18 protein-coding genes are annotated in these 21,124 nt (G+C 71.2%); all 18 read right to left on the reverse strand.

Translation table 11 applies throughout. The features are described from left to right. Positions 1-4: 4 nt before the first annotated feature. On the reverse strand, positions 5-889 hold the full coding sequence (locus ACIBN2_RS07295) for an ABC transporter permease (RefSeq protein WP_399133227.1): 885 nt from the start codon (positions 887-889) through the stop codon (positions 5-7). Then, positions 876-1,661, reverse strand: coding sequence for an ABC transporter ATP-binding protein (locus ACIBN2_RS07300; protein WP_399133228.1), 786 nt, complete (start codon positions 1,659-1,661; stop codon positions 876-878). Before ACIBN2_RS07300 ends, ACIBN2_RS07295 begins: the two co-directional genes overlap by 14 nt. A 91-nt stretch (positions 1,662-1,752) precedes the next feature. Then, entirely contained in the window at positions 1,753-3,087 is a 1,335-nt protein-coding gene (locus ACIBN2_RS07305) for a sulfate adenylyltransferase subunit 1 (protein ID WP_399133229.1), read from the reverse strand. A 2-nt stretch (positions 3,088-3,089) separates the two neighbouring features. Then, the gene (gene cysD / locus ACIBN2_RS07310) at positions 3,090-4,025 is read right to left on the reverse strand and encodes a sulfate adenylyltransferase subunit CysD (protein WP_399133230.1); all 936 of its coding nucleotides are present in this window, start codon (positions 4,023-4,025) and stop codon (positions 3,090-3,092) included. Further along, entirely contained in the window at positions 4,022-4,591 is a 570-nt protein-coding gene (gene cysC, locus ACIBN2_RS07315) for an adenylyl-sulfate kinase (RefSeq protein WP_399133231.1), read from the reverse strand. Before cysC ends, cysD begins: the two co-directional genes overlap by 4 nt. A 2-nt stretch (positions 4,592-4,593) precedes the next feature. Then, complete coding sequence (locus ACIBN2_RS07320) at positions 4,594-5,304, reverse strand: phosphoadenylyl-sulfate reductase (RefSeq protein WP_399133232.1); 711 nt, start codon at positions 5,302-5,304, stop codon at positions 4,594-4,596. Beyond that, positions 5,301-5,480, reverse strand: a complete 180-nt coding sequence (locus tag ACIBN2_RS07325) for a hypothetical protein (protein ID WP_384256866.1) — start codon at positions 5,478-5,480, stop codon at positions 5,301-5,303. The genes ACIBN2_RS07320 and ACIBN2_RS07325 overlap by 4 nt, the downstream gene beginning before the upstream one ends. Beyond that, positions 5,477-7,177, reverse strand: a complete 1,701-nt coding sequence (locus tag ACIBN2_RS07330; RefSeq protein WP_399133233.1) for a nitrite/sulfite reductase — start codon at positions 7,175-7,177, stop codon at positions 5,477-5,479. Before ACIBN2_RS07330 ends, ACIBN2_RS07325 begins: the two co-directional genes overlap by 4 nt. A 128-nt stretch (positions 7,178-7,305) precedes the next feature. Then, positions 7,306-7,389 carry a putative leader peptide gene (locus ACIBN2_RS07335; RefSeq protein ID WP_309486338.1) on the reverse strand — a complete coding sequence of 28 codons (84 nt, stop codon included), beginning with the start codon at positions 7,387-7,389 and terminating at the stop codon, positions 7,306-7,308. 127 nt (positions 7,390-7,516) lie between these two features. Beyond that, a complete protein-coding gene (locus tag ACIBN2_RS07340; RefSeq protein WP_399133234.1) occupies positions 7,517-8,089 on the reverse strand; it encodes a GNAT family N-acetyltransferase in 573 nt (190 codons plus the stop codon). Positions 8,090-8,106: 17 nt separating this feature from the next. Next, positions 8,107-9,375 carry a hypothetical protein gene (locus ACIBN2_RS07345; protein ID WP_399133236.1) on the reverse strand — a complete coding sequence of 423 codons (1,269 nt, stop codon included), beginning with the start codon at positions 9,373-9,375 and terminating at the stop codon, positions 8,107-8,109. A gap of 210 nt (positions 9,376-9,585) precedes the next feature. Beyond that, positions 9,586-10,839, reverse strand: coding sequence for a GAF domain-containing protein (locus ACIBN2_RS07350; RefSeq protein ID WP_399133950.1), 1,254 nt, complete (start codon positions 10,837-10,839; stop codon positions 9,586-9,588). A 330-nt stretch (positions 10,840-11,169) separates the two neighbouring features. Continuing rightward, positions 11,170-12,804: an acyl-CoA dehydrogenase family protein gene (locus ACIBN2_RS07355; protein WP_399133237.1), complete on the reverse strand. Its 1,635-nt coding sequence runs from the start codon at positions 12,802-12,804 to the stop codon at positions 11,170-11,172. Positions 12,805-12,909: 105 nt separating this feature from the next. Beyond that, positions 12,910-13,875, reverse strand: a complete 966-nt coding sequence (sbnA, locus tag ACIBN2_RS07360; RefSeq protein WP_399133239.1) for a 2,3-diaminopropionate biosynthesis protein SbnA — start codon at positions 13,873-13,875, stop codon at positions 12,910-12,912. 31 nt (positions 13,876-13,906) lie between these two features. Continuing rightward, positions 13,907-14,962, reverse strand: coding sequence for a 2,3-diaminopropionate biosynthesis protein SbnB (gene sbnB, locus ACIBN2_RS07365; RefSeq protein ID WP_399133240.1), 1,056 nt, complete (start codon positions 14,960-14,962; stop codon positions 13,907-13,909). Then, entirely contained in the window at positions 14,959-15,969 is a 1,011-nt protein-coding gene (locus ACIBN2_RS07370; protein WP_399133241.1) for a TauD/TfdA family dioxygenase, read from the reverse strand. The genes sbnB and ACIBN2_RS07370 overlap by 4 nt, the downstream gene beginning before the upstream one ends. A 14-nt stretch (positions 15,970-15,983) precedes the next feature. Further along, the gene (locus tag ACIBN2_RS07375) at positions 15,984-18,077 is read right to left on the reverse strand and encodes an amino acid adenylation domain-containing protein (protein WP_399133242.1); all 2,094 of its coding nucleotides are present in this window, start codon (positions 18,075-18,077) and stop codon (positions 15,984-15,986) included. A 35-nt stretch (positions 18,078-18,112) separates the two neighbouring features. Beyond that, entirely contained in the window at positions 18,113-20,557 is a 2,445-nt protein-coding gene (locus ACIBN2_RS07380) for a Pls/PosA family non-ribosomal peptide synthetase (protein ID WP_399133243.1), read from the reverse strand. Positions 20,558-21,124: the final 567 nt, after the last annotated feature.

Consider the following 21,124-nt stretch of genomic DNA (forward strand, 5'->3'; position numbering starts at 1 on the left):
GCGATCAGCTCTTCACCAGCAGGCCGCGGCTGCGCAGCACCCACCGCTCCAGCGGACTGAAGATCAGCAGGTCGATGGCGATGCCGACGAACAGGATCAGCAGGATGGCCTCGAACACCATGGCCATGTCGCTGGCGGTGCGGGCGTTCTCCAGCAACTGGCCGAGGCCCACGCCCAGGTCGGGGAAGCTCGCGATGATCTCAGCCGCCATCAGCGAGCGCCACGAGAAGGCCCAGCCCTGCTTCATGCCGGCCACATAGCCCGGCAGCGCGGCGGGCAGGGTGACGTGCCAGGTGCCCTTCAGACCGATCGCGCCCATCGTGCGGCCCGCGCGCAGGAACAGCGGCGGTACCTGGTCGACACCGGACACCAGGCCGTTGGCGATGGACGGGACCGCGCCGAGCAGGATCACCGCGTACATCATCGAGTTGTTCAGGCCCAGCCAGATCACGGCGGGCGGCACCCAGGCCACCGACGGCAGCGACTGCAGGCCGGACAGGATCGGGCCGATGGCCGCGCGCACGAACCTCACCCGGGCCACCAGCAGCCCCAGCGGGGTGCCGATGAGCAGGGCGAAGCAGAAGCCCAGCAGACCGCGGGAGACGCTGGTCCAGATGTAGCCGAGCAGCGTGCCCTCGAGCCACGACTCGTGGACGGCGTGCCACACGGCACCCGGCGACGGCAGCTTGGTCGGATCGTCCACGATCTTGAGCGAGATCAGCCCCTGCCAGACCACCAGGACCACGACGACCGCGGTGAGCGGCGGGAGGACCTTGGTGACGAGAGTCTGCCGCAAAGACGCCCGGCCGGTGGCCGTGGTCTCCAGCGCGTCGAGGCCCGCCTCGACGCTTCCGGCACCCCGCGCCGGCGTCGTATCAGTGCTGGCCATGACGGCGGATCTCCCCACGCAGCACATCGGTTATCTCGAGGGACAGTTCGGCCACCGGCGCGTCCTCGATGCGGCGCGGCTGCGGGATGCCGACCGTCCACTCACGGGCGATCCGGCCCGGACGGGAGGACAGCAGGACGACCCGCTGGGCCAGTCGTACGGCCTCGCGCACGTTGTGCGTCACGAACAGGACGGAGAGGCCGGTCTCCGCCCAGATGCGGGTCAGTTCGTCGTGCAGCACGTCCCGCGTGATGGCGTCCAGCGCCGCGAACGGCTCGTCCATCAGCAGCAGCCGGCTGTCCTGGGCCAGCGCGCGGGCCAGCGCGACGCGCTGGCGCATACCGCCCGACAGTTCGTGCACCCGCTTGCCGTACGCGCCCTTCAGCCGGACCAGTTCGAGCAGTTCCTCGGCCCTGCCGCGCCGCTCCGCCTTCGCGACTCCCGCGAACTTGAGCGCGAGTTCGATGTTCTTGCCCGCGGTCAGCCACGGGAACAGGGCGTGCTCCTGGAACATCAGGGCCGGGCGCCCGTCGGTCGTGATGCCGCCGGCGCTCGGCCGGTCCAGGCCCGCCACCAGGTTCAGCAGCGTCGACTTGCCGCAGCCCGAGGCGCCCAGGAGGGTGACGAACTCGCCCGGTGCGACATCGATGCTGATGTCGTCGAGGACCAGCTGCTGCCCTTGGGGAGTGGCGAAGGACTTCGAGACATGCTCAAGGCGTGCCGCGTACGCGACCGACTCGGCGGCCTTCGCCGGCATCGTGGTCGTGGCCATGGTCGTCACCTCCTGGGAACTCGTCGGGTACTGCGTCAGCTCGTGCCGGGACCGGCGTCGTCGGCCGTGTCCCTGCCCTGGGCCTCGATGCTCAGAAGTCCCACCCGTCGTCCTCGCCGTCGTCCTTGACGGGCTCGGGGGCCGCGAACGACTCGCCGACCATGCCCGCGGTGAGCGTGGTGCCGTCGCTGGGGTCGATGAGGATGAAGGAGCCGGTGCGGCGCGAGTCGGCGTAGGAGTCGACCGGCAGCGGCTCGGCGGTGCGGATCTTCACCCGGCCGATGTCGTTGGCGACGAGCTGTCCCGGGTGCGGGTGCAGGGACAGGTCGGACAGCGTGAGCCGGGACGGGATGTCCTTGACGATCGCCTTGACCGTACGGGTGCCGTGCTTGAGCAGCACCCGGTGGCCGACCGTCAGGGCGGCGTCGGCGACGTGGCAGACGGTCGCCTCGACGTCCTGCGTGGTCGCCGGGGCGTCCTTGCTGGGCACGATCAGGTCGCCGCGCGAGATGTCGACGTCGTCCTCCAGCAGGAGGGTCACCGACTGCGTGGTCCAGGCGACGTCGACCGGCTCACCGAGCAGGTCGATGGCGGAGATCCGCGACGCACGGCCGGACGGCAGCACCGTGACCGCCTCGCCGACGTGGAACGAACCGGCGGCGATCTGTCCCGCGTAGCCCCGGTAGTCGGGGTGCTCGGCGGTCTGCGGCCGGATCACGTACTGCACGGGCAGCCGCGCGTGGCAGTGGCTCAGGTCGTGGCTGACCGGGACCGTCTCCAGATGCTCCAGGAAGGTCGGGCCGCCGTACCAGTCCATGGTGGCGGAGGGCTCCACCACGTTGTCGCCGACGAGCGCGGAGATCGGGATGGCGGTGACCTCGGGGACGCCCAGCTCGGTCGCGTACGCCGTGAACTCCTCGGCGATCGCGGCGAAGACGGGCTCCTTGTAGTCGACCAGGTCCATCTTGTTGACGGCCAGGACGACGTGCGGGACGCGGAGCAGGGCCGCGATCGCGGCGTGGCGGCGGGTCTGCTCGACCACGCCGTTGCGGGCGTCGACGAGGATCACGGTCAGTTCGGCGGTGGAGGCGCCGGTGACCATGTTGCGGGTGTACTGCACGTGGCCGGGGGTGTCGGCGAGGATGAACCGTCTGCGTGGGGTGGCGAAGTAGCGGTAGGCGACGTCGATGGTGATGCCCTGTTCGCGTTCGGCGCGCAGGCCGTCGGTGAGCAGGGCGAGGTCGGGGGTCTCCTGGCCGCGGTTGCGGGAGGCGTGTGCCACGGCCTCCAGCTGGTCGGTGAGGACCGACTTGGAGTCGTGCAGCAGCCGTCCGACGAGCGTCGACTTGCCGTCGTCGACAGAGCCGGCCGTGGCGAACCGCAGCAGGGTGGTGGCCGAGAGCTCCTCGGTCGTGATCGTGCTCATGTTTAGAAGTACCCCTCGCGCTTGCGGTCTTCCATCGCGGCCTCGGAGAGCTTGTCGTCGGCACGCGTGGCGCCGCGCTCGGTCAGCCGGGAGGCGGCGATCTCGGTGATGACCTGCTCCAGGGTCACCGCGTCGGAGTCGACGGCGCCGGTGCAGGACATGTCGCCGACGGTGCGGTAGCGCACCTGCCGCTTCTCGACGCTCTCGCCGTCCTTCGGCCCGCCCCACTCGCCGGCCGTCAGCCACATCCCGGCGCGCTTGAACACCTCGCGCTCGTGCGCGAAGTAGATCTGCGGCAGTTCGATCCGCTCGCGGGCGATGTACTGCCAGACGTCCAGCTCGGTCCAGTTGGACAGCGGGAACACGCGGACGTGTTCGCCGGGGGCGTGCCGGCCGTTGTAGAGGTTCCACAGCTCGGGCCGCTGGCGGCGCGGATCCCACTGGGAGAACTCGTCCCGGAGGCTGAACACCCGTTCCTTGGCGCGGGCCTTCTCCTCGTCGCGTCGTCCGCCGCCGAAGACCGCGTCGAACTTCTCCGCCTGGATCTTCTCGGTCAGCGGCAGCGTCTGGAGCGGGTTGCGGGTCCCGTCCGGGCGCTCCTTGAGTACCCCCCGGTCGATGTAGTCCTGCACGGAGGCCACATGGAGGCGCAGCCCGTGCTGCTCCACCACGCGGTCGCGGTACTCCAGCACCTCGGGGAAGTTGTGCCCGGTGTCGACGTGCAGCAGCGAGAAGGGAACGGGCGCGGGGGTGAAGGCCTTCAGCGCCAGGTGCAGCATGAGGATGGAGTCCTTGCCGCCGGAGAAGAGGATCACCGGCCGCTCGAACTCACCCGCCACCTCACGGAAGATGTGCACCGCCTCGGACTCCAGTGCGTCCAGGTGCGAGAGGGCGTACGGGGAACCCGTGCCCTCCTCGACTGTGGCGACGGTCGTCATGCCAGTCCCCTTTCGGTGAGCAGCGCGTGGACCGCGGCCGCGGACTCCTGGACGGTCTGGTGCTGCGACTCGATGCGCAGGTCGGGCGACTCGGGCGTCTCGTAGGGGTCGTCGACCCCGGTCAGCCCACTCAGTTCGCCCGCGGCCTGCTTGGCGTAGAGGCCCTTCACGTCACGTACGGAGCACACCTCGACCGGAGTCGCGACATGCACCTCGAGATACGGCGCCCCGCTCTTCTGGTGGCGCCCCCGCACGGCCTCGCGGCTGTCGGTGTAGGGCGCGATCACCGGGACGAGCGCCTTGACGCCGTTGCGGGCGAGCAGTTCGGCGAGGAAGCCGATGCGCTGCACGTTGGTGTGCCGGTCCTCGCGGGTGAAGCCGAGGCCCGCCGAGATGAACTCGCGGATCTCGTCGCCGTCGAGCACCTCGACGAGGTGGCCCTCCTCGCGCAGCCGGCCCGCCAGCTCGTACGCGATGGTGGTCTTGCCGGCGCTCGGCAGACCCGTGAGCCAGACGGTGGCTCCGGTCGTCACGTGCGTCTCCTGATTCGTCGATGTCGCAGTCATGGTCAGCCGTGCAGCCCGCACTCGGTCTTGCCCCGCCCGGCCCAGCGGCCGGCCCGTGCGTCCTCGCCCTCCAGCACCCGGCGGGTGCAGGGGGCGCAGCCGACGGACGCGTAGCCGTCCATCAGCAACGGGTTGGTCAGGACGCCGTGTTCGGCGACGTACGCGTCCACGTCCTCCTGGCTCCAGCGGGCGATCGGCGAGATCTTGACCTTCTGCCGCTTCTCGTCCCAGCCGACAACCGGGGTGTTCGCCCGGGTCGGGGACTCGTCGCGGCGCAGACCGGTCGCCCAGGCCACGTAGTTCTTCAGGCCCTGCTCCAGCGGCTGGACCTTGCGCAACTTGCAGCACAGGTCGGGGTCGCGGTCGTGCAGCTTCGGGCCGTACTCCGCGTCCTGCTCGGCGACCGTCTGACGGGGCGTCAGCGTGATGACGTTGACGTCCATCACGGCCTCGACCGCGTCACGGGTGCCGATGGTCTCCGGGAAGTGGTAGCCGGTGTCGAGGAACACGACGTCCACGCCGGGCATGGCCCGGGAGGCCAGGTGGGCGACCACCGCGTCCTCCATGGACGAGGTCACGCAGAAGCGCTTGCCGAAGGTGTCGGCCGCCCACTTGAGGATCTCCGGCGCGGAGGCGTCCTCCAGGTCGCGGCCCGCCTGCTCGGCGAGCGCCTTCAGGTCCTCGGTCGTCTGTTCTTCCGTCACCGTGGTCATGTCTCGTCTCCCCCTGCTTCGGAGTGCTGCAGGCCCCGGGCGAGCAGCCCGAGGAACTTCAGCTGAAAGGCCCGGTTGCACGCCGCGCATTCCCATGCGCCATGGCCCTGTTCGCCGGGACGGAGGTCCTCGTCGCCGCAGTAGGGGCAGTAGAAGGGGGCGGCGCGCTCGCTCACGACAACGCTTCCTCGGACGCACGCGCGGCCCACGCGGCGAACCGCTCACCGTCCCCGCGCTCGGCCTGGAACCGCTTGAGGACCCGCTCGATGTAGTCGGGCAGCTCGTCCGAAGTCACCTTCAGGCCACGGACCTTGCGGCCGAACCCGGCCTCCAGGCCGAGCGCGCCGCCGAGGTGCACCTGGTAGCCCTCGACCTGCTCGCCCTTGTCGTCGAGGACCAGCTGGCCCTTGAGACCGATGTCCGCGACCTGGATACGGGCGCAGGCGTTCGGGCAGCCGTTGAGGTTGATGGTGAGCGGCTCGTCGAACTCCGGGAGGCGGCGCTCCAGTTCGTCGATCAGCTGCGAGCCACGCTGCTTGGTCTCGACGATGGCGAGCTTGCAGAACTCGATGCCGGTGCAGGCCATGGTGCCGCGCCGGAAGGTGGACGGCCGGGCGGTGAGGTCCAGCGCCTCCAGCTCGTCCACGAGCGAGTCGACCTGGTCCTGCTCGACGTCGAGGATGATCATCTTCTGCTCGACGGTGGTGCGCACCCGGCCCGAGCCGTGTGCCTCCGCGAGGTCGGCGACCTTCGTCAGGGTGGCGCCGTCGACGCGTCCCACGCGCGGGGCGAAACCGACGTAGAAGCGGCCGTCGCGCTGGCGGTGCACGCCGATGTGGTCGCGCCACTGCTGGACCGGCTGCTCGGGGGCGGGGCCGTCGACGAGCTTGCGCCCGCCCAGGTACTCGTCCTCCAGCACCTGGCGGAACTTCTCCGCGCCCCAGTCGGCGACGAGGAACTTCAGCCGGGCACGGTTGCGCAGCCGGCGGTAGCCGTAGTCGCGGAAGATCGAGATGACGCCCTCGTAGACGTCGGGGACCTCGTCGATCGGCACCCAGGCGCCGAGCCGCACGCCCAGCTTGGGGTTGGTGGACAGGCCGCCGCCGACCCAGACGTCGAAGCCGGGGCCGTGCTCGGGGTGGCGCACGCCGACGAAGGCGACGTCGTTGATCTCGTGCACCACGTCCAGCACCGGCGAGCCCGAGATGGCCGTCTTGAACTTCCGCGGGAGGTTCGAGTACGCCTTGTTGTTCAGGACCCGGCGCTTCATCTCCTCCAGCGCCGGCGTGCCGTCGATGATCTCGTCCTCGGCGATGCCCGCCACCGGGGAGCCGATCATCACACGCGGGGTGTCGCCGCAGGCGGTGACCGTCGACAGGCCCACGCCCTCCAGCCGCTCCCAGATCGTCGGGACGTCCTCGATGCGGATCCAGTGGTACTGGACGTTCTGCCGGTCGGTGATGTCCGCGGTGCCGCGCGCGAACTCCTGCGAGACCTCGCCGATGACGCGCAGCTGCTGCGTGGTCAGCGCACCGCCGTCGATGCGCACGCGCAGCATGAAGTACTCGTCGTCCAGCTCCTCCGGCTCCAGGATCGCGGTCTTGCCGCCGTCGATCCCGGGCTTGCGCTGGGTGTACAGCCCCCACCAGCGCATCCGTCCGCGCAGGTCGCCGGGGTCGATCGAGTCGAAGCCGCGCTTGGAGTAGATCGTCTCAATGCGTGTCCGCACATTGAGACCGTCGTCGTCCTTCTTGGTCTGCTCGTTGCCGTTGAGCGGGGTGAAGTGCCCCGCGGCCCACTGGCCCTCGCCACGGTGTCGGCTCACCTTGCGGCGGGGAGTCGCGGCGGCAGGCTTTGGCGGGGTGGCGGCCATGGTTGATACGTCCTTCGGGACAGGCGGGAATGCGGCTCTGGCCTGCGCGTGCGGGCGCATGGGCAGACATACGCGTCATCGCGCAGAGGCAAAGGGAGAAAGTCAGAGATGCCGGGCGTGCTGTGCTGTCAGCTCGCCGGACAGATGGCGCTGGACATGCGGCCGAGGTCGACGTGCCGCCGACTCACCAAGGCAATTCCAGTTCCAGACATGACGGAAGCGTGGCACGGCAATCTGGACACAGTCCAGCTTCGTCCACGATGCGGACATCCTTGTCCCGAAATGCGAGACAAGGGTGTCCTCGATCACATTGGCTGTGACCGGTCTTGTCCGCGCAGGTCAGACCGGGTAGGCGCCGGTCCACGGGCCGGGCGCGGGCACCTCGCGCTGCTCCTCGACCTCGGTGTCGAAGAGCTTGAAGCCCCGGCGCCGATAGTTGTCCATGGCGTGCTCGCCGTCCAGGCTGCAGGTGTGCACCCAGACCCGCTTCGTCTGCGACCGCTCCGGCCAGCGGCCGGCGAGGTCCCAGGCGCGGGCGGTGCCGTAGGACAGCAGATGCCCGCCGATACGGCGGCCCCGGAAGGCGGGGATCAGCCCGAAGTAGGCGATCTCCACGACGCCGTCGTCCTGCGCGTCGAGCTCGATGTACCCCGCGGGCGTGCCCCGGTCGTAGGCGACCCAGGTCTCCGCGCCCGGCCGGTCCAACTGCTCCTGCCACCGCGCGTACGTCCAGCCCAGCCGGTCGATCCAGCGGATGTCGCCGCCGACGGACGCGTACAGGAAGCGGCTGAACTCGGGGGAGGGGACCTCGGAGCGGACGATCCGCACGTCCCCCTCCGGCGCGGCGGCCGGCAGGAGGTCGGCCGGAGCGGTCTGCTCCAGGGACCAGGTGGTCACGGGGATGTTGGTCATGCCCGTCAGGGAATCATCTACCGCAGAGATCTGTCGATCGAGGCCAGCGGCAGTGCGTAGAGCATCCGGCCCGACTGGGACCAGACCTCGCCCGTGTCCCGCGCGTACGACAGCGACCCGGCCCGGCCGGTCCAGCAGTGGTTCGACTCGTCCGCTCCGCACTCGACGGCCCGCGCCTTGCGCGTGTTCTGCCGCCAGAGGGTGCCGCGGCCGTCCGGGGTGTCCGCCGAGCGCGCCAGGTACCAGTCCGAGCGGTAGGACAGGACTCCGCCGACGCCGGTCGTCCTCGTCTCGTACGCCTGGGTCGGGGCCGCGCGTCCCGCTGCGTCGGTGGCCAGCAGGCCGGCGCGTGCCGGGTCGCCGCTGAAGGCGTAGCGCCACAGCCGGGTGGTCTTCTTGGCGTCCGCCGGGACGCGCTCGCTCGCGACCAGGCTGTCGGGCGCGGTGCTGCGGTCGAGCGAGATCGCCGCCGGGCTCGCGGCCCTCCCGGTGAGCCGGTACGAACCGACCGCCGGCAGCACGTACTTCGCGCCGTACGCCGACCAGCCGCCGCGCACCCGGCCGACCGCGCCGCTGTCGACGGTGGCCCGCTGGATGCGGTGCATGTCGTACACGTACAGGCCGTCGGCGGCGGTGACCAGCAGCTTGCCCTGGTACCAGACCATGCCCAGGACGCGGGATCCGAGCCCGCGGTAGTCGCGGCCGCCGTCGACCGGGACGGCGAGCGTGGCCCAGGTGTAGGTCAGGCGGGCCGGGTCGGTGGCGTCGACGAAGGCGACCCGGGCGTGGCCGGCCCGGCCGCTGCCGCGGCTCCAGCCGGAGAGGATCACCCGGTGCTCGCCCCAGTGGCCGTCGTCGTCCGCGTCCCCCGAGGTGGTGACCGCGCCGGCCCGCCAGCCGCGTGTGTCGGCGGCGTCCCAGCAGTACGCGCGCCCCGCCGCCGGCGCGACGGGCAGCGCCGTGCGCACGGTGGACGGGCAGTCGGCCCCGTCGAGCAGGGAGTGGTCGGCGTTGCCGAGGACGGTGGTGACGCCGACGGGCCGGCCCATGGCGGAGGCGAGCCGGTCGAGTGTGCTCGGCGGCACCGCGCGCTCCTGGAGCCGCAGCCCGGCGGCCGCCCGGTCGGAGGCGGAGAGCGCCTTCAGTGCCCCGGTCCTGTCACTCACCGTGGCCTGCGAGGCGCTGATCATCGTGGCGGCGGCGGTGAGGGCGAGGGCGGTCCCGGCCAGCAGGGCGCGCAGCGCTCGTCCCCGCTTCTGCCTGCGATGTCGGCCACGTTGCGTCATAGGTCCTCCCGAGGCGAGCCAACTGCGGCCATTGGTCTGTGTGTTGACCAAAGAAGCAGGTGGGGTGGCCCAAAGAGGGATGCTACGGCAGTCCGGTGCGGTGAGGGACGAAGAACCTGCAAATATGCGGAAGATGACCCTGCAGGGGTCACGTAGCGGCGCACTCCGGTGACACACTGTGCGCGGTCGGCGCCTCGGCAGGCCTCCCTCTCAGGGCGTCTCCGCCGGCTCCCGCCCCTGCCGCACCGCAGGCGCCGTCGACTGCGGCAGCAGGTCACGCGGGTCGGGCGGCAGGAGCAGCTCCACCTCCGAGCCCTCGGTGAAGCGGTACGGCCGGTGCTCCAGCAACCCCCCGAGATAGCGCCGCACCCGGGACATCTCCGCACGCACCGTCACCCGGCGCGCCGGGTCGCCGAACACCTCTTCGGCCAGGCCCGCCGCACTGCACCCCTCGCGGTTCAGTGCGAGCAGATACAGCAACTCGGCGTGCCGGGGGCTCAGTTCGTGACACCAGGAACCCGCGCTTCCGGACACCGTCACCGAACAGCGGCGCGGCTGGGACAGGTCCAGCACGATCCGGGTGGCGCCGTGCGGCAGCGGCTCGTCCGAGGCCCGGACCAGCCAGCCCTCGGCCAGCGGCTCCACCGTGCACAGACCGAGCGGGGGCAGCCACCGGCGGCCCGCCGACAGGGACTTGGGCAGGGTGACCCGGCCGGTGTACGGCATCCCGGTCACCGCCGCGGTCCAGCCGTCCCGGTCCACCGCCAGGGCCCGGCCGCCCACCCGCGCCAGCACCGGTGCGGCCACCGCGCGCAGCCGCTCCAGCGAGGCCAGGTGCAGCTCGCGCAGCCGCGCCTCGGCGAGTTTGGCCACCGAGTCGACCCAGGCGAGGGTGGCCGGGTGCATCGTCTCCAGCGGCCCGCTGACGTCGACGACCCCCAGCAGCCGGCCGTCGCGCGGATCGGTGATCGGCGCGCCCGTACAGGTCCAGCTGGTCATGGAGCGTACGAAGTGCTCGGAGGCGAAGACCTGCACGGGCCGGCGCACCACCGCGGGGGTGCCGACGCCGTTGGTGCCGACGACGTCCTCCCGCCAGTCCGCGCCGAGTTCGAAGCCCAGGCCGTCCGCCCTGCGCAGCACCGCCGGGCTGCCCTCCCGCCACAGCACCCGGCCGTCCTCGTCGGTGACGACCATGATGTGGTGGGCGACGTCCGCGACCGACAGCAGCCCTTCCCGCAGCACCGGCAGGACGTGCCGCAGCACCGAGGTCTCGCGGCGCCGGCGCACCTCGTCGGCGGACAGCAGCCCGGAGCGCCGGTCGTGCTCGGGGTCGATGCCGCTGCGCAGCATCCGCCCCCAGGACTGCTCGATCACCGGGCGCGGGGCGACCGGCGTGCGCTGGCCCGCGAGCCTGGCGGAGCGGAGCTCGCTCAGCACCCGCGCCGCCCGTGCCGTGTCGACCATGGCGAGCTGCGTCACGTCCGTCGGCGGATGCACCACTGGTCCTCCCGCTGGGTGGTCTCCGGACAACCGTTTTCCGTGGCGTATCGGCGACGGGTTCCCGAGTCGTCCGCACTGTCCGTCTCATAGTGCCGTCCGGCACTGACGGACGGAGACAGTCCAGCCACAGACAGCAGCAAGTTGCAACCCCTTGCAACCCTGGTGGACCGCTCCCCGGTTGATTGAATATTGAGCGACGCCGTCCCGAGCGGCGTTCGTGGCCTTGATGGGGCCAGCTGAGCGGGGGTGGTGCCGTGTCGGCGCAGCACCACCCCCGCGTCCCGCGGTGACCCCTCAGGACTGCGGCCGGGCCCGCTCCACGACCGACGCCAGGTCCAGGGTGTGGGGCAGGGTGCCGAAGGCCGAGCCGCCGTCGCCGCCCAGCCGCGCGGCGCAGAAGGCGTCGGCCACCTCGGGCGGTGCGAACCTGACGAGCAGCGAGCCCTGGAGCACCAGCGCGATCCGCTCCGTCAGCCGGCGGGCGCGCCCCTCGACACCCTCCAGGTCGGCCAGGTCCGTCAGCAGGTTCTTGATCGCGGCGTCCAGCCGGTGGTCGGCGCCACGCGCCCTGCCGACCTCCTGGAGATAGGCGTTGAGGGCCTGCGGCTCCCGCTGGAGCGCGCGCAGCACGTCCAGCGCCTGGACGTTGCCCGCGCCCTCCCAGACCGAGTTCAGCGGCGACTCGCGCACCAGCCGGGGCAGCCCCGAATCCTCGACGTATCCGTTCCCGCCCAGGCACTCGGCGGCCTCGACCGCGACCGGAGCGCACCGCTTGGTCACCCAGTACTTGGCGGCCGGTACGGCGATCCGCAGCAGCGCCCGCTCCTGCTCGCCGCCCTCGTCGTAGGCGGCGGCCAGGCGCAGCGCGAGGGTGGTCGCCGCCTCGGACTCCAGCGCCAGGTCGGCCAGGACGTTGCGCATCAGCGGCTTGTCGACCAGCTTCGCGCCGAACGCCTCCCGGTGGGCGCAGTGGTGCACGGCCTGCGCGACCGCCTGCCGCATCAGACCCGCGGAGCCCAGCACGCAGTCCAGCCGGGTGGCCGCCACCATGCCGATGATGGTGTGCACCCCGCGCCCCTCGTCGCCGACCCGGCGCGCCCAGGTGCCGTCGAACTCGACCTCGCCGGAGGCGTTGGAGCGGTTGCCGAGCTTGTCCTTGAGCCGCTGCAGCAGGAAGACATTGCGTGAACCGTCGTCCAGAACGCGCGGTACGAGGAAGCACGTGAGTCCGCCGGGAGCCTGCGCGAGCACCAGGAATCCGTCGGACATGGGGGCCGAGCAGAACCACTTGTGGCCGGTCAGCTCGTACGTCCCGTCCTCGTCGAGCGGCCGTGCGACCGTCGTATTGGCGCGTACGTCGCTGCCGCCCTGCTTCTCGGTCATGCCCATCCCGAACAGGGCCCCGGCCTTCAGCCGGGCGGGCCGCATCTCGCGGTCGTACACCACGGAGGTCAGCCGGGGCTCCCACTCGGCGGCGAGCGCCAGGTCCGTGCGCAGGGCGGGCACGGCGGCGTGGGTCATCGACAGGGGGCACAGGTTGCCGGCCTCGACCTGCGTCCAGACCACGAACGCGGCGGCCCGGCGCACATGGCCGCCGGGCCGGTTCCAGGCCGAGGTCAGGCCCGCGGAGACGCCCTTGCCGAGCAGCCGGTGCCAGGCCGGATGGAAGTCGACCTCGTCGACGCGGTGGCCCTGGCGGTCGTGCGTGCGCAGCCGGGGCGGGTTCTCGTTGGCCTGGATGCCCCATTCCTGCAGCTGCCGGGAGCCCGAGGCCCGCCCCAGGGCGGCCAGTTCCTCGCGTCCCTCGTCGAGCAGCCCGGGGTCCAGGTGCCGCTCGACGGCTTCGGTCAGGGCACGGTCGGCGCTGTAGACGTCGTAGCCGACCAGGGGCGGGGACTGGTTGGTCACGGTGTGGGTGCGGCGTGCCATGCCGCGAACCTACCCCGGGCTGCGCCTTCGGCACACCGCGGACACGGGGTGCCGCTCCGCGATGCCGTCCGGGGGCCGCCGCCCCCGGACCCCCCGCCGTACGGATCAGGCCAGCCTGGCCATGGCCGGTTCCGGTTCGACCGCGTCCGCCGGCCAGCCCTCCCGGTACACCGTGTCCAGATAGCGCTCGCCGAGGTCCGGGGCGATCGCCACCGAGGTGAGGCCCTGCCGGCCGTGCTCGGCCAGCCACTGGCCGGCGCCGCTGATCACCGTGCCGGTCGAGCCGCCGAACATGAAGCCGCGTGCGGCCAGCCGGCGGCAGGCGAGGATGGCGTCGCTCTCCTCGACGCGGACCAGGTCGTCGACGTACGACTCGTCGAGCAGCCGCGGCGGCACGCTGGTGCCGAGGCCCGGGATCATCCGGCGTCCCGGTGCCCCGCCGAAACTCACCGAGCCGACGCTGTCGATCGCGACGATGCGCACCCGGCTCCGCCACTGCCAGAACCAGCGGGCGCAGCCCATCAGGGTCCCGGTCGTGCCGGCCCCGACGAACAGCACGTCCAGATCGGGGAAGCGCCGGGCGATGGCCGGGGCGGTGGTGCGGTAGTGCGCCCTCCAGTTGCCCTGGTTGGTGTACTGGTTGAGCCAGACGTACCGCTCGTCGGAGGCGCACAGGGCGTCGACGTACGCCATCCGCGCCCCGAGGAAGCCGCCGCGTACGTCCGGTTCCTCGATGACGTGCACCTGGGTGCCGAGCGACTCCATCAGCCGGATCGTCGGCTTGTTGCAGCGCGCGTCGGTCACGCACAGAAACCGGTAGCCCCGGCTCGCCGCGATCACGCTGAGCGCCACCCCCAGGTTGCCGGACGAGGACTCCACCAGGACCGAGCCCGGCCGCAGCCGGCCCTCGCGCTCGGCGGCGTCGACCATCTCCGTCGCCGCCTTGAGCTTGATGGACCCGGCGAAGTTGAAGCCCTCGCACTTCAGGTACAGAGGCAGCCCCAGCGCGGCCCGAAGGTCGACGTAGAGCTCCTCCTCGTTGAACTGAACAGGATCAGAAATGACGGGCATGATGCCCCCCTCCTCATGCGCCACGGGCCGGTCAGCCGTGCCGGCGCAGCTCGTGGAAGAACCCGTCGACGACGTGCAGCCCGCCCCCGCGGGCCACTTCGTCGTGGACGAACTTGCCGACCGCGAGGTCGAGCACCCCCAGTCCGAACGGGGAGAACACCACCGTCCGGTCACCCGGGACGGTGGCCCGCCCGGTCAGTACGTCGTTCAGCGTGCCGTCGAGGAACTCCCGCCCGCCCGTGAGCTGTTCGGCCAGGTGCGGCGAGGTCTCCGCCTTCAGGCAGTGCTCGACGTCGTCGACGTAGTTGGCCGACGCGAGCAGGATCCTCGGGTCCAGGTCGCGCAGCGACACGTGCAGGACCAGCGGGTGGTGCGTGAACCACGACGGGTCGTGGATGTGCGGTGCGGCCGCGACCGTGGCGAACACCAGCAGGTCGCTGGAGCGGACCAGGCTCTCGGGGTCGTCGTGCACCCTGAACCGCCCCTTGGCGCCCGAACGTTCCAGATAGCCGTGGAATCCCGCCGCGCTGCCGGGCGACAGGTCGTACACGCCCGTCTCCTCGAACTCCCAGCCGGTGGCGGCGAGATGGGTGTGGATGTAGCGGGCGATCAGACCGGTCCCGACGAAGCCGACGCGCGTGGGACGCTCGCGGGTGCGGCTGAGCCGGTCGGCGGCCAGCGCCGCCGAGGACGCCGTGCGTGTGGCGCTGATGACCGAGCTCTCCAGACACGCGAACGGATAGCCCGTGTCGGGGTCGTTGAGGATCAGCACGGCCGACGCCCGAGGCAGCCCGGACTTCGTGTTCTCGGGGAAGCTGGAGATCCACTTCAGCCCGTCCACCCGCAGCGCGCCGCCGAGCGAGGCCGGCAGCGCGATGATCCGCGACGACGGACGGTCCGGGAAACGCAGGAAGTACGACGGTGGATTCACCGAGTCACCCGCCCCGTGCAGCCGGTACACGGCCTCCACGAGCTCGCCGATCTCCGGTTCCCGGCCCTGCAGCACCTGCTGCACCTGCTCCCCGGAGATCACCGCGAACGGCGGTGCGCCCAGGGCGCTGTGGGCGGCACTGTCCGTGGTCGTCATGCGGTCATCCTCACTTCGATGGTCGGCGCGCAGTCGGTCAGCCGTACCGGGTCGCCGAGCGCGGCCAGCACCTCACGCGGCCCGTCGAAGGGCTCCCTGCTGTGCGAGGTGCGGATGTTGTCGACGAGCAGCAGGTCACCGGAGTGCCACGGCTCGCGCAGGGTGTGGGCCTCGTAGACCTCGTTGACGGTCCGGACGATGTCCTCGTCGAGCGGATCGCCGCCTCCGAAACGGGTGTTGAAGGGCAGCCCGTCCGGCCCGTAGACGTCCACCAGGTACTCGCGCACCTCGGGGTCCATCGTCCACTCGTTGAGGAAGGCGATCTGGTTGAACCAGCAGCGGCGGCCGGTCACCGGGTGGTGCACGACTGCGCTGCGGCGCTGCCGGGTGCGCAGCGAGCCGTCGTCCTGCCAGGCGAACTCGATGGCGTTGGCCCGGCAGTAGCGCTCGACCTCGGCCCGGTCGTCGGTGCCGAACGCCTCGGCGACCGACGCCCCGATCTCGTCGTTGTAGGTCCGGGTCAGCAGCCAGCCCTCCCGTTCGAACCGCTCGACCAGCTCGGCCGGCAGCGCCTGGAGCACCGTCGGGCCGTCGGCGACCGCGGTGGCACCACCCGCCTCCGGCGCCACCAGGCAGGCGAAGAGCAGCAGGCCCGGGAAGTCGAGGGCGTAGCTCAGCTCGTGGTGCATGCACATCTGCTGGTTGGGCGGCCACTTGGAGGAGGAGTACACGCCGTCGGAGTAGGAGCGGCGCGGCGCGAAGGGCTCCCGGTCGGCCATCAGCCGGTCGCCGGTCAGGCGCCGGAACACCTCCTCCGTGACGCCGGGCCCGTCGAGGCCCAGCCCGCGGACGAGGAGACTGCCGTGCTCGGCGACCGCGGCACGCAGCGCTTCGCGGTTCCCGGCGACCCAGCCGGCCACGTCGCCGCCGGGCTCGATGCGCAAGAGCGGCGGCCGGCCGGGGGCCGCTTCGATGTCGGGGAGGTAGGTCGGGGACGCGTGCGACATTGCACAGGTTCCTTTCAGTGGCGCTGATCCAGAAGCCCCGCCAGATCGGCGAGGACCGGGTGGCGGGTGACGTCCTTGAGGGTGATCGCGCGGTCCAGGGCGATCGCCAGCTTCACGGCGGACAGCGAGGTGCCGCCGCGGTCGAAGAAGTGGTCGAGGCGGCCGATCCGGTCGGCGTCGATGCCCAGCACCCCGGCCCAGGCGGCGGCCAGCCGCCGCTCGGCGGGGCCGTCCGGCGCACCGGAACCGCCGGTCTCGAGCTCCTCGGCGAGCGCCGTCAGCGTCTTGCGGTCGATCTTGCCGTTGGCGGTCAGCGGCAGCCGCTCCCGCCAGTGCACGACCGCCGGGACCATGTACGGGGGCAGCGACGCGGCCAGCTTGTTGCGCACCTCGCCTGCGCCCACCGGCTCGGCACCGGAGCAGAACGCCACCAGCTGCGCGCCCCGAACGACGACCACGGCGCCGTCGCGTACGCCGGGCACCCGCAGCAGCGCGTTCTCGACCTCGCCGATCTCGACGCGGAAGCCGCGGATCTTCACCTGGCTGTCCCGGCGGCCGAGGAACTCCAGCTTCCCGTCGGGCAGCCAGCGCCCGTGGTCGCCGCTGCGGTACAGCCGCTCGCCGGGCCGGTACGGGTCCTCGCCGAAGGCCGCGCTCGTCCGCTCGGGGTCGTTGACGTACCCGCGGCCGACGCAGACGCCGGAGAAGACGATCTCGCCGGGTGCGCCCAGCGGCACGGGCGTCAGGTCCTCGTCGACGACGTAGACGCGTACGTTGGCGATCGGCGGCCCGAGCGGCACCCGGTCCTGGTCCGGCACGCGGTCCATGACCTCGTGGTTGGTGTCGTCCGAAGTCTCCGTCAGGCCATAGGCGTTGACGAGCCGGATGCCGGGCATGGCGCCGAACCAGCGCTGCACCAGCTCCTTCTTGACCGCTTCGCCGGTGACCGACACACAGCGCAGATCGGGCAGTTCGCGCGGCCGCTGCTCCAACTCGGCCAGCACGGCCTCGAGATACGACGGCACGATCTGGAGCACGTTCACCCGGCCCCGCACGACCGTGTCCACGAACCGCGGCACGTCGAGGATCGTCTCCTGCCCGATCAGCAGCGTCCGGCCACCGACGAGGAGGGCGGAGACCAACTGCCACAGCGAGATGTCGAAGCACTGCGGCGCGGTCTGCGCGACCGTCCGCCCGGCGCCGACGCCCAGGTCGTCGATCTTGGCGAGGACGTGGTTGAGGAAGCCCGCGTGCTCGCACATCGCGCCCTTGGGCTCGCCGGTGGAGCCGGACGTGAAGTAGATGTAGGCCAGTTGGCCGGCCGCGACCGGGATGCCCAGGTCCTCGTCGGAGTGGCCCTCGGCGCACGCCTCGTCCACGAACAGCCTGCGGACGGACGGGTCGACGTGCGTGGCGCTTCCGTGCTCGGTGAGGACGAGCCCGCAGCCCGCCCGGGTGAGCGTGGTGGTGATGCGGTCCGCCGGGAAGTGCGGCTCGATCGGCAGATACACGCCGCCCGCCTTGAGGACGCCGAGCACGGCGGCCGGCCAGTCCAGGGTGCGTTCCATCACCACCGCGACCGCGTCCTCGGGCCGCAGCCCGCGGGCGAGCAGCGCACGGGCGATGCGGTTGGCACGGGAGTTGAGCTCCCGGTACGTCCACCGGCGCCCGTCCTGCTCGGCGGCCACCGCGTCCGGGTGCATCAGCACCCGCTGTTCGAACAGCTCGTGCACCCGCCGGTCCGGCAGCTCCCGCTCGGGACCCGCCAACTCCTCCAGCTGGAAGCGGAGTTCCTCCTCGGAGAGCAGGCTGCGCCGGTCGGGGCCGGCGAGCGCGGCCAGGTGGTAGCCGGCGATGCGGGCCGCGGCCCCCACGTCGAGGACGTCGGTGCGGTAGCGCAGGCGCAGCGTGCGGCCGGTGACGGTGACGTGCAGGGCGCCGTCGTCGGGCCCGGCCGTCACCTCGTCCTCGCCGGACAGCGCGGCGAGCACCCTGGTGTGTGCGGCCGCCAGCGCGGCCGGTGTGCCGGACACGCCGTCCGGCAGCGGGACTTCGTACTCCGCGACGCCCACAACCGGGTCGAGCGTCCAGCGCGGAATGGTTTCCATCGGTGGTTCCCCCCTGTGTTTCCCTGCTGTTCCTGTCACCCGTGCCGCGGCTCGACCGCCGGGTTCCCGCCCCAGTGGGCCCTCGGCGGCATCTCCTCGCCCTTCATCAGGAAGGAGTCGGGCGCGAGCACGGCGCCGTCGCCCATCGAGACGCCGTAGTGCACGAGTGATCCGGTGCCGAGCGTGCAGCCGGCGCCGATGGTGATGTGGTCGGACTTGAAGGTGCCGTCCTCCTGGGAGTGGGCCTGCACCTTGGTGTGCGCGGCGAGCGTGCAGTCGTCGCCGATCGCGGACAGGGTGCGGTCGGTGATGTAGCAGCCGTCGTCGAAGACCCGGCGTCCCATCCGCACGCCCAGCAGCCGCCAGACGAAGGCCTTGAACGGCGTCCCGTTGAACACCACGAGGTGGTTGTCGGGCACCTTCCACAGGCGCTCCACCCACCAGAAGTGCGGGTCGTAGATGGACCGCAGCTGCGGCTGCAGCGGCCGGAAGCGGGTGATCAGCCGCTCCACCAGCACGTAGTAGCCGGTGCTGAACGCGAGGCCCACGACCAGGGACGCGCCGATCAGCACACCGCCCACGACGCCGCTCGCGCCGTACAGGTCGAACGCGGCGAAGCCGAGCACGCTCAGGCCGAACCAGTGCAGCCAGCGCACGAACAGGAACAGGCCCATCGAGCGCAGGTTGTAGCGGTTCTTCGCGGCCAGCCGACGGTGCAGCTCGTCGCCCTCGCGCAGATGGTCGAAGCGGCTGTCGCGCTCCACCGAGCGCGGGATCTCGAAGGGGGGCGAGCCCAGCAGGCCGACGCCCTCGCGGACTTCGCCGTCCAGCGGGACCATCACCTTCGTCGCCAGCAGGACGTTGTCGCCGGTGCGGCCGCCGCTGGGGTAGGCGATGTTGTTGCCCAGGAAGTTGTGCGCGCCGATCGTCGTGCGCGAGACGCGGAAGGATGTGCCGGAGAACTCCGCGTTCACGATCGACAGTCCGTCGGCGACCATCGTGCCGCTGCCCACGGAGACCAGGTACGGCGCCTCGTGCTGGACCTCGGTGCCGAAGTTGGAGCCGGTCTGCTCCACGTGCGAGAGGTCGTAGCCGATGGACCGCAGGTAGTGGACGATGTACGAGCTGTCGCCGCACAGCCACTTGAAGAACTTGATGTTGGTCATGCGGGCGACCGCGCGCTGCAGCGAGTAGTGGAAGCCGTAGAGCGGGTAGACCCGGTCCGGGCGCAGCATCGGGCTCAGCAGGCGCGGCAGCAGGGACACGGCGGCGAGGCCGAGGACCAGGAAGCCCGCGTAGGCGGCCAGCGAGAAGCCCAGCGCCTCGCCGTAGAAGGCGGCCGAGCCCAGGTCCCGGGAGGTCGGGTCGAGCAGCATGTTGAGGGCGGGAACCACCGTCAGCAGCAGGTAGGTGCCGCCGACCGCGACGGGGACGTAGACGACCAGCATCTGGAGCAGACCCCCGAGGCCGTACACGGTGCGGCGCACGGTGGAGACGCGGGCCGGGGGGACGCGGACGTAGTCGACGTCGGTGGGCTGGGCCGGGGAGCCGTGCCGGCGCTCGCCCGCCGGGACCGCCATGCCGCCGTACAGGGCGGAGGAGTGGCCGAGCCGGGCGCCGTCACCCATCGTCGTGCCGATGTCGACGACCGACTTCTCACCGATGTACACGTCCCGGCCGAGCGTCACCCGGCCGGTGCGGATGCGGCCCGCGTGCGCCTGGTAGCACAGGACGAAGGAGTCCTTGCGGATCACCGAGCCGGCGCCGACCGTCAGCAGATCGGTGCAGACCGGCACGGTGTGCGTCAGGATCGTGACGCCCTTGCCGATCTTCGCACCGAGCGCGCGCAGGTACAGCACGTACAGCGGGCTGCCGGTGAACAGGATCAGCGGGCTGGCGTGCAGCAGCGCCTTGACGGTCCAGAAGCGGAAGTAGGCGAGGCTCCACACGGGGAACTCCGTCTCCTTCCACCGGCCCACCAGCAGCCACTTCGCGGCGATCGGCAGAAGGCAGGCCCCCGCGAACACCGAGGCGCCGAAGACGAGCGAGCGCAGGTAGATGTCCACGACCCCGTCCACGGCGGAGATCCACGCGTAACCCTGGCCCATGACGATCCCGGCGAGCACGCAGTAGGCGGCGAAGACCAGGAACTGCAGCGCGCCGCACAGGAGATGGCGCGCGGTGCCGACGGGCTGCGGGGCGGGCGCCTCCGGGGCCGGGGCGGGCGCGGGGGCGGCGGGAGCCGTGTCGAGGGCGGCGGCCAGGCGGCGGATCGTCGGATGGCCGTAGACGTCCTTCATCGACACGGACGGCAGATCAGGGCGCTTGCGGACCCGTGCGCAGAAGTGGGCCATGGTCAGCGAGTTGGCGCCGAGATCGTCGAAGAAGTGGCTGTCGACCGGTATGTGCTCCTTGCGTACGACGCCGGCCAGAACCTCGGCGAGTACAGATTCGGTGGCGGTGTCTATTTTTTCCAGCACGTCCGCTCCTTACGGGTTTTGCAGTCTTTACGCGCTTTGCCGGTTGCCTGGTTCCGGCGGTGACAGGCTTGTTGCACGGGCCCCCGGGCTCACCGCCCGCGATCGGCGGGCGGTCGGGAGGAGGGCGCGAGGGGCCGGTGCGGCGCAGGGCGGAGTGTCGTCTCCGCCGGCCTGAGGCGGACGCGTCAACGGGTGCGGAGCTGGCATGAGAATTCCCCCGAGAGAAATACGGTGGAACTCCGTCCGCTGTTCACGGAGAGCCGGAATTCCATATCAGTGGTATTCGAGTTCAAAATGATGTGGAAGGTTGTGGAGTGGCCGCGTGGAAAATGGCGCAGGGCAGCACGGCGCGACCCACATGGATCCCATGCGGATCACGGGTAACGCGGCTGGATCGGGCCTTGGTCCCGGGCCCTCGAAGTCCCCGTGTCGTGTACGCCTGAGTCGTTCTCAGCAGCGCAACGAATGCAATGTAAATTCTTTCGGAGAGTTCATGAACGCTTCAAGGGCGTTTCAGCCATTGGCGCATTCCGGTCGCTCCGGAAAGCCTGGGTCATGACGCGGTTT

Source organism: Streptomyces sp. NPDC050534, assembly GCF_044457745.1.
Taxonomy (GTDB): domain Bacteria; phylum Actinomycetota; class Actinomycetes; order Streptomycetales; family Streptomycetaceae; genus Streptomyces.

Excerpts from the sequence above, each read along its gene's own strand:
- ACIBN2_RS07330 (WP_399133233.1), bottom strand. The coding sequence starts at position 7,177 with ATGGCCGCCACCCCGCCAAAGCCTGCCGCCGCGACTCCCCGCCGCAAG.
- ACIBN2_RS07300 (WP_399133228.1), bottom strand. The coding sequence starts at position 1,661 with ATGGCCACGACCACGATGCCGGCGAAGGCCGCCGAGTCGGTCGCGTAC.
- cysD (WP_399133230.1), bottom strand. The coding sequence starts at position 4,025 with ATGACGACCGTCGCCACAGTCGAGGAGGGCACGGGTTCCCCGTACGCC.
- ACIBN2_RS07305 (WP_399133229.1), bottom strand. The coding sequence starts at position 3,087 with ATGAGCACGATCACGACCGAGGAGCTCTCGGCCACCACCCTGCTGCGG.
- ACIBN2_RS07320 (WP_399133232.1), bottom strand. The coding sequence starts at position 5,304 with ATGACCACGGTGACGGAAGAACAGACGACCGAGGACCTGAAGGCGCTC.
- ACIBN2_RS07375 (WP_399133242.1), bottom strand. The coding sequence starts at position 18,077 with ATGGAAACCATTCCGCGCTGGACGCTCGACCCGGTTGTGGGCGTCGCG.
- ACIBN2_RS07345 (WP_399133236.1), bottom strand. The coding sequence starts at position 9,375 with ATGACGCAACGTGGCCGACATCGCAGGCAGAAGCGGGGACGAGCGCTG.
- ACIBN2_RS07355 (WP_399133237.1), bottom strand. The coding sequence starts at position 12,804 with ATGGCACGCCGCACCCACACCGTGACCAACCAGTCCCCGCCCCTGGTC.
- ACIBN2_RS07340 (WP_399133234.1), bottom strand. The coding sequence starts at position 8,089 with ATGACCAACATCCCCGTGACCACCTGGTCCCTGGAGCAGACCGCTCCG.
- sbnB (WP_399133240.1), bottom strand. The coding sequence starts at position 14,962 with ATGACGACCACGGACAGTGCCGCCCACAGCGCCCTGGGCGCACCGCCG.
- sbnA (WP_399133239.1), bottom strand. The coding sequence starts at position 13,875 with ATGCCCGTCATTTCTGATCCTGTTCAGTTCAACGAGGAGGAGCTCTAC.
- ACIBN2_RS07370 (WP_399133241.1), bottom strand. The coding sequence starts at position 15,969 with ATGTCGCACGCGTCCCCGACCTACCTCCCCGACATCGAAGCGGCCCCC.
- ACIBN2_RS07335 (WP_309486338.1), bottom strand. The coding sequence starts at position 7,389 with ATGTCTGGAACTGGAATTGCCTTGGTGAGTCGGCGGCACGTCGACCTC.
- cysC (WP_399133231.1), bottom strand. The coding sequence starts at position 4,591 with ATGACTGCGACATCGACGAATCAGGAGACGCACGTGACGACCGGAGCC.
- ACIBN2_RS07350 (WP_399133950.1), bottom strand. The coding sequence starts at position 10,839 with ATGGTCGACACGGCACGGGCGGCGCGGGTGCTGAGCGAGCTCCGCTCC.
- ACIBN2_RS07295 (WP_399133227.1), bottom strand. The coding sequence starts at position 889 with ATGGCCAGCACTGATACGACGCCGGCGCGGGGTGCCGGAAGCGTCGAG.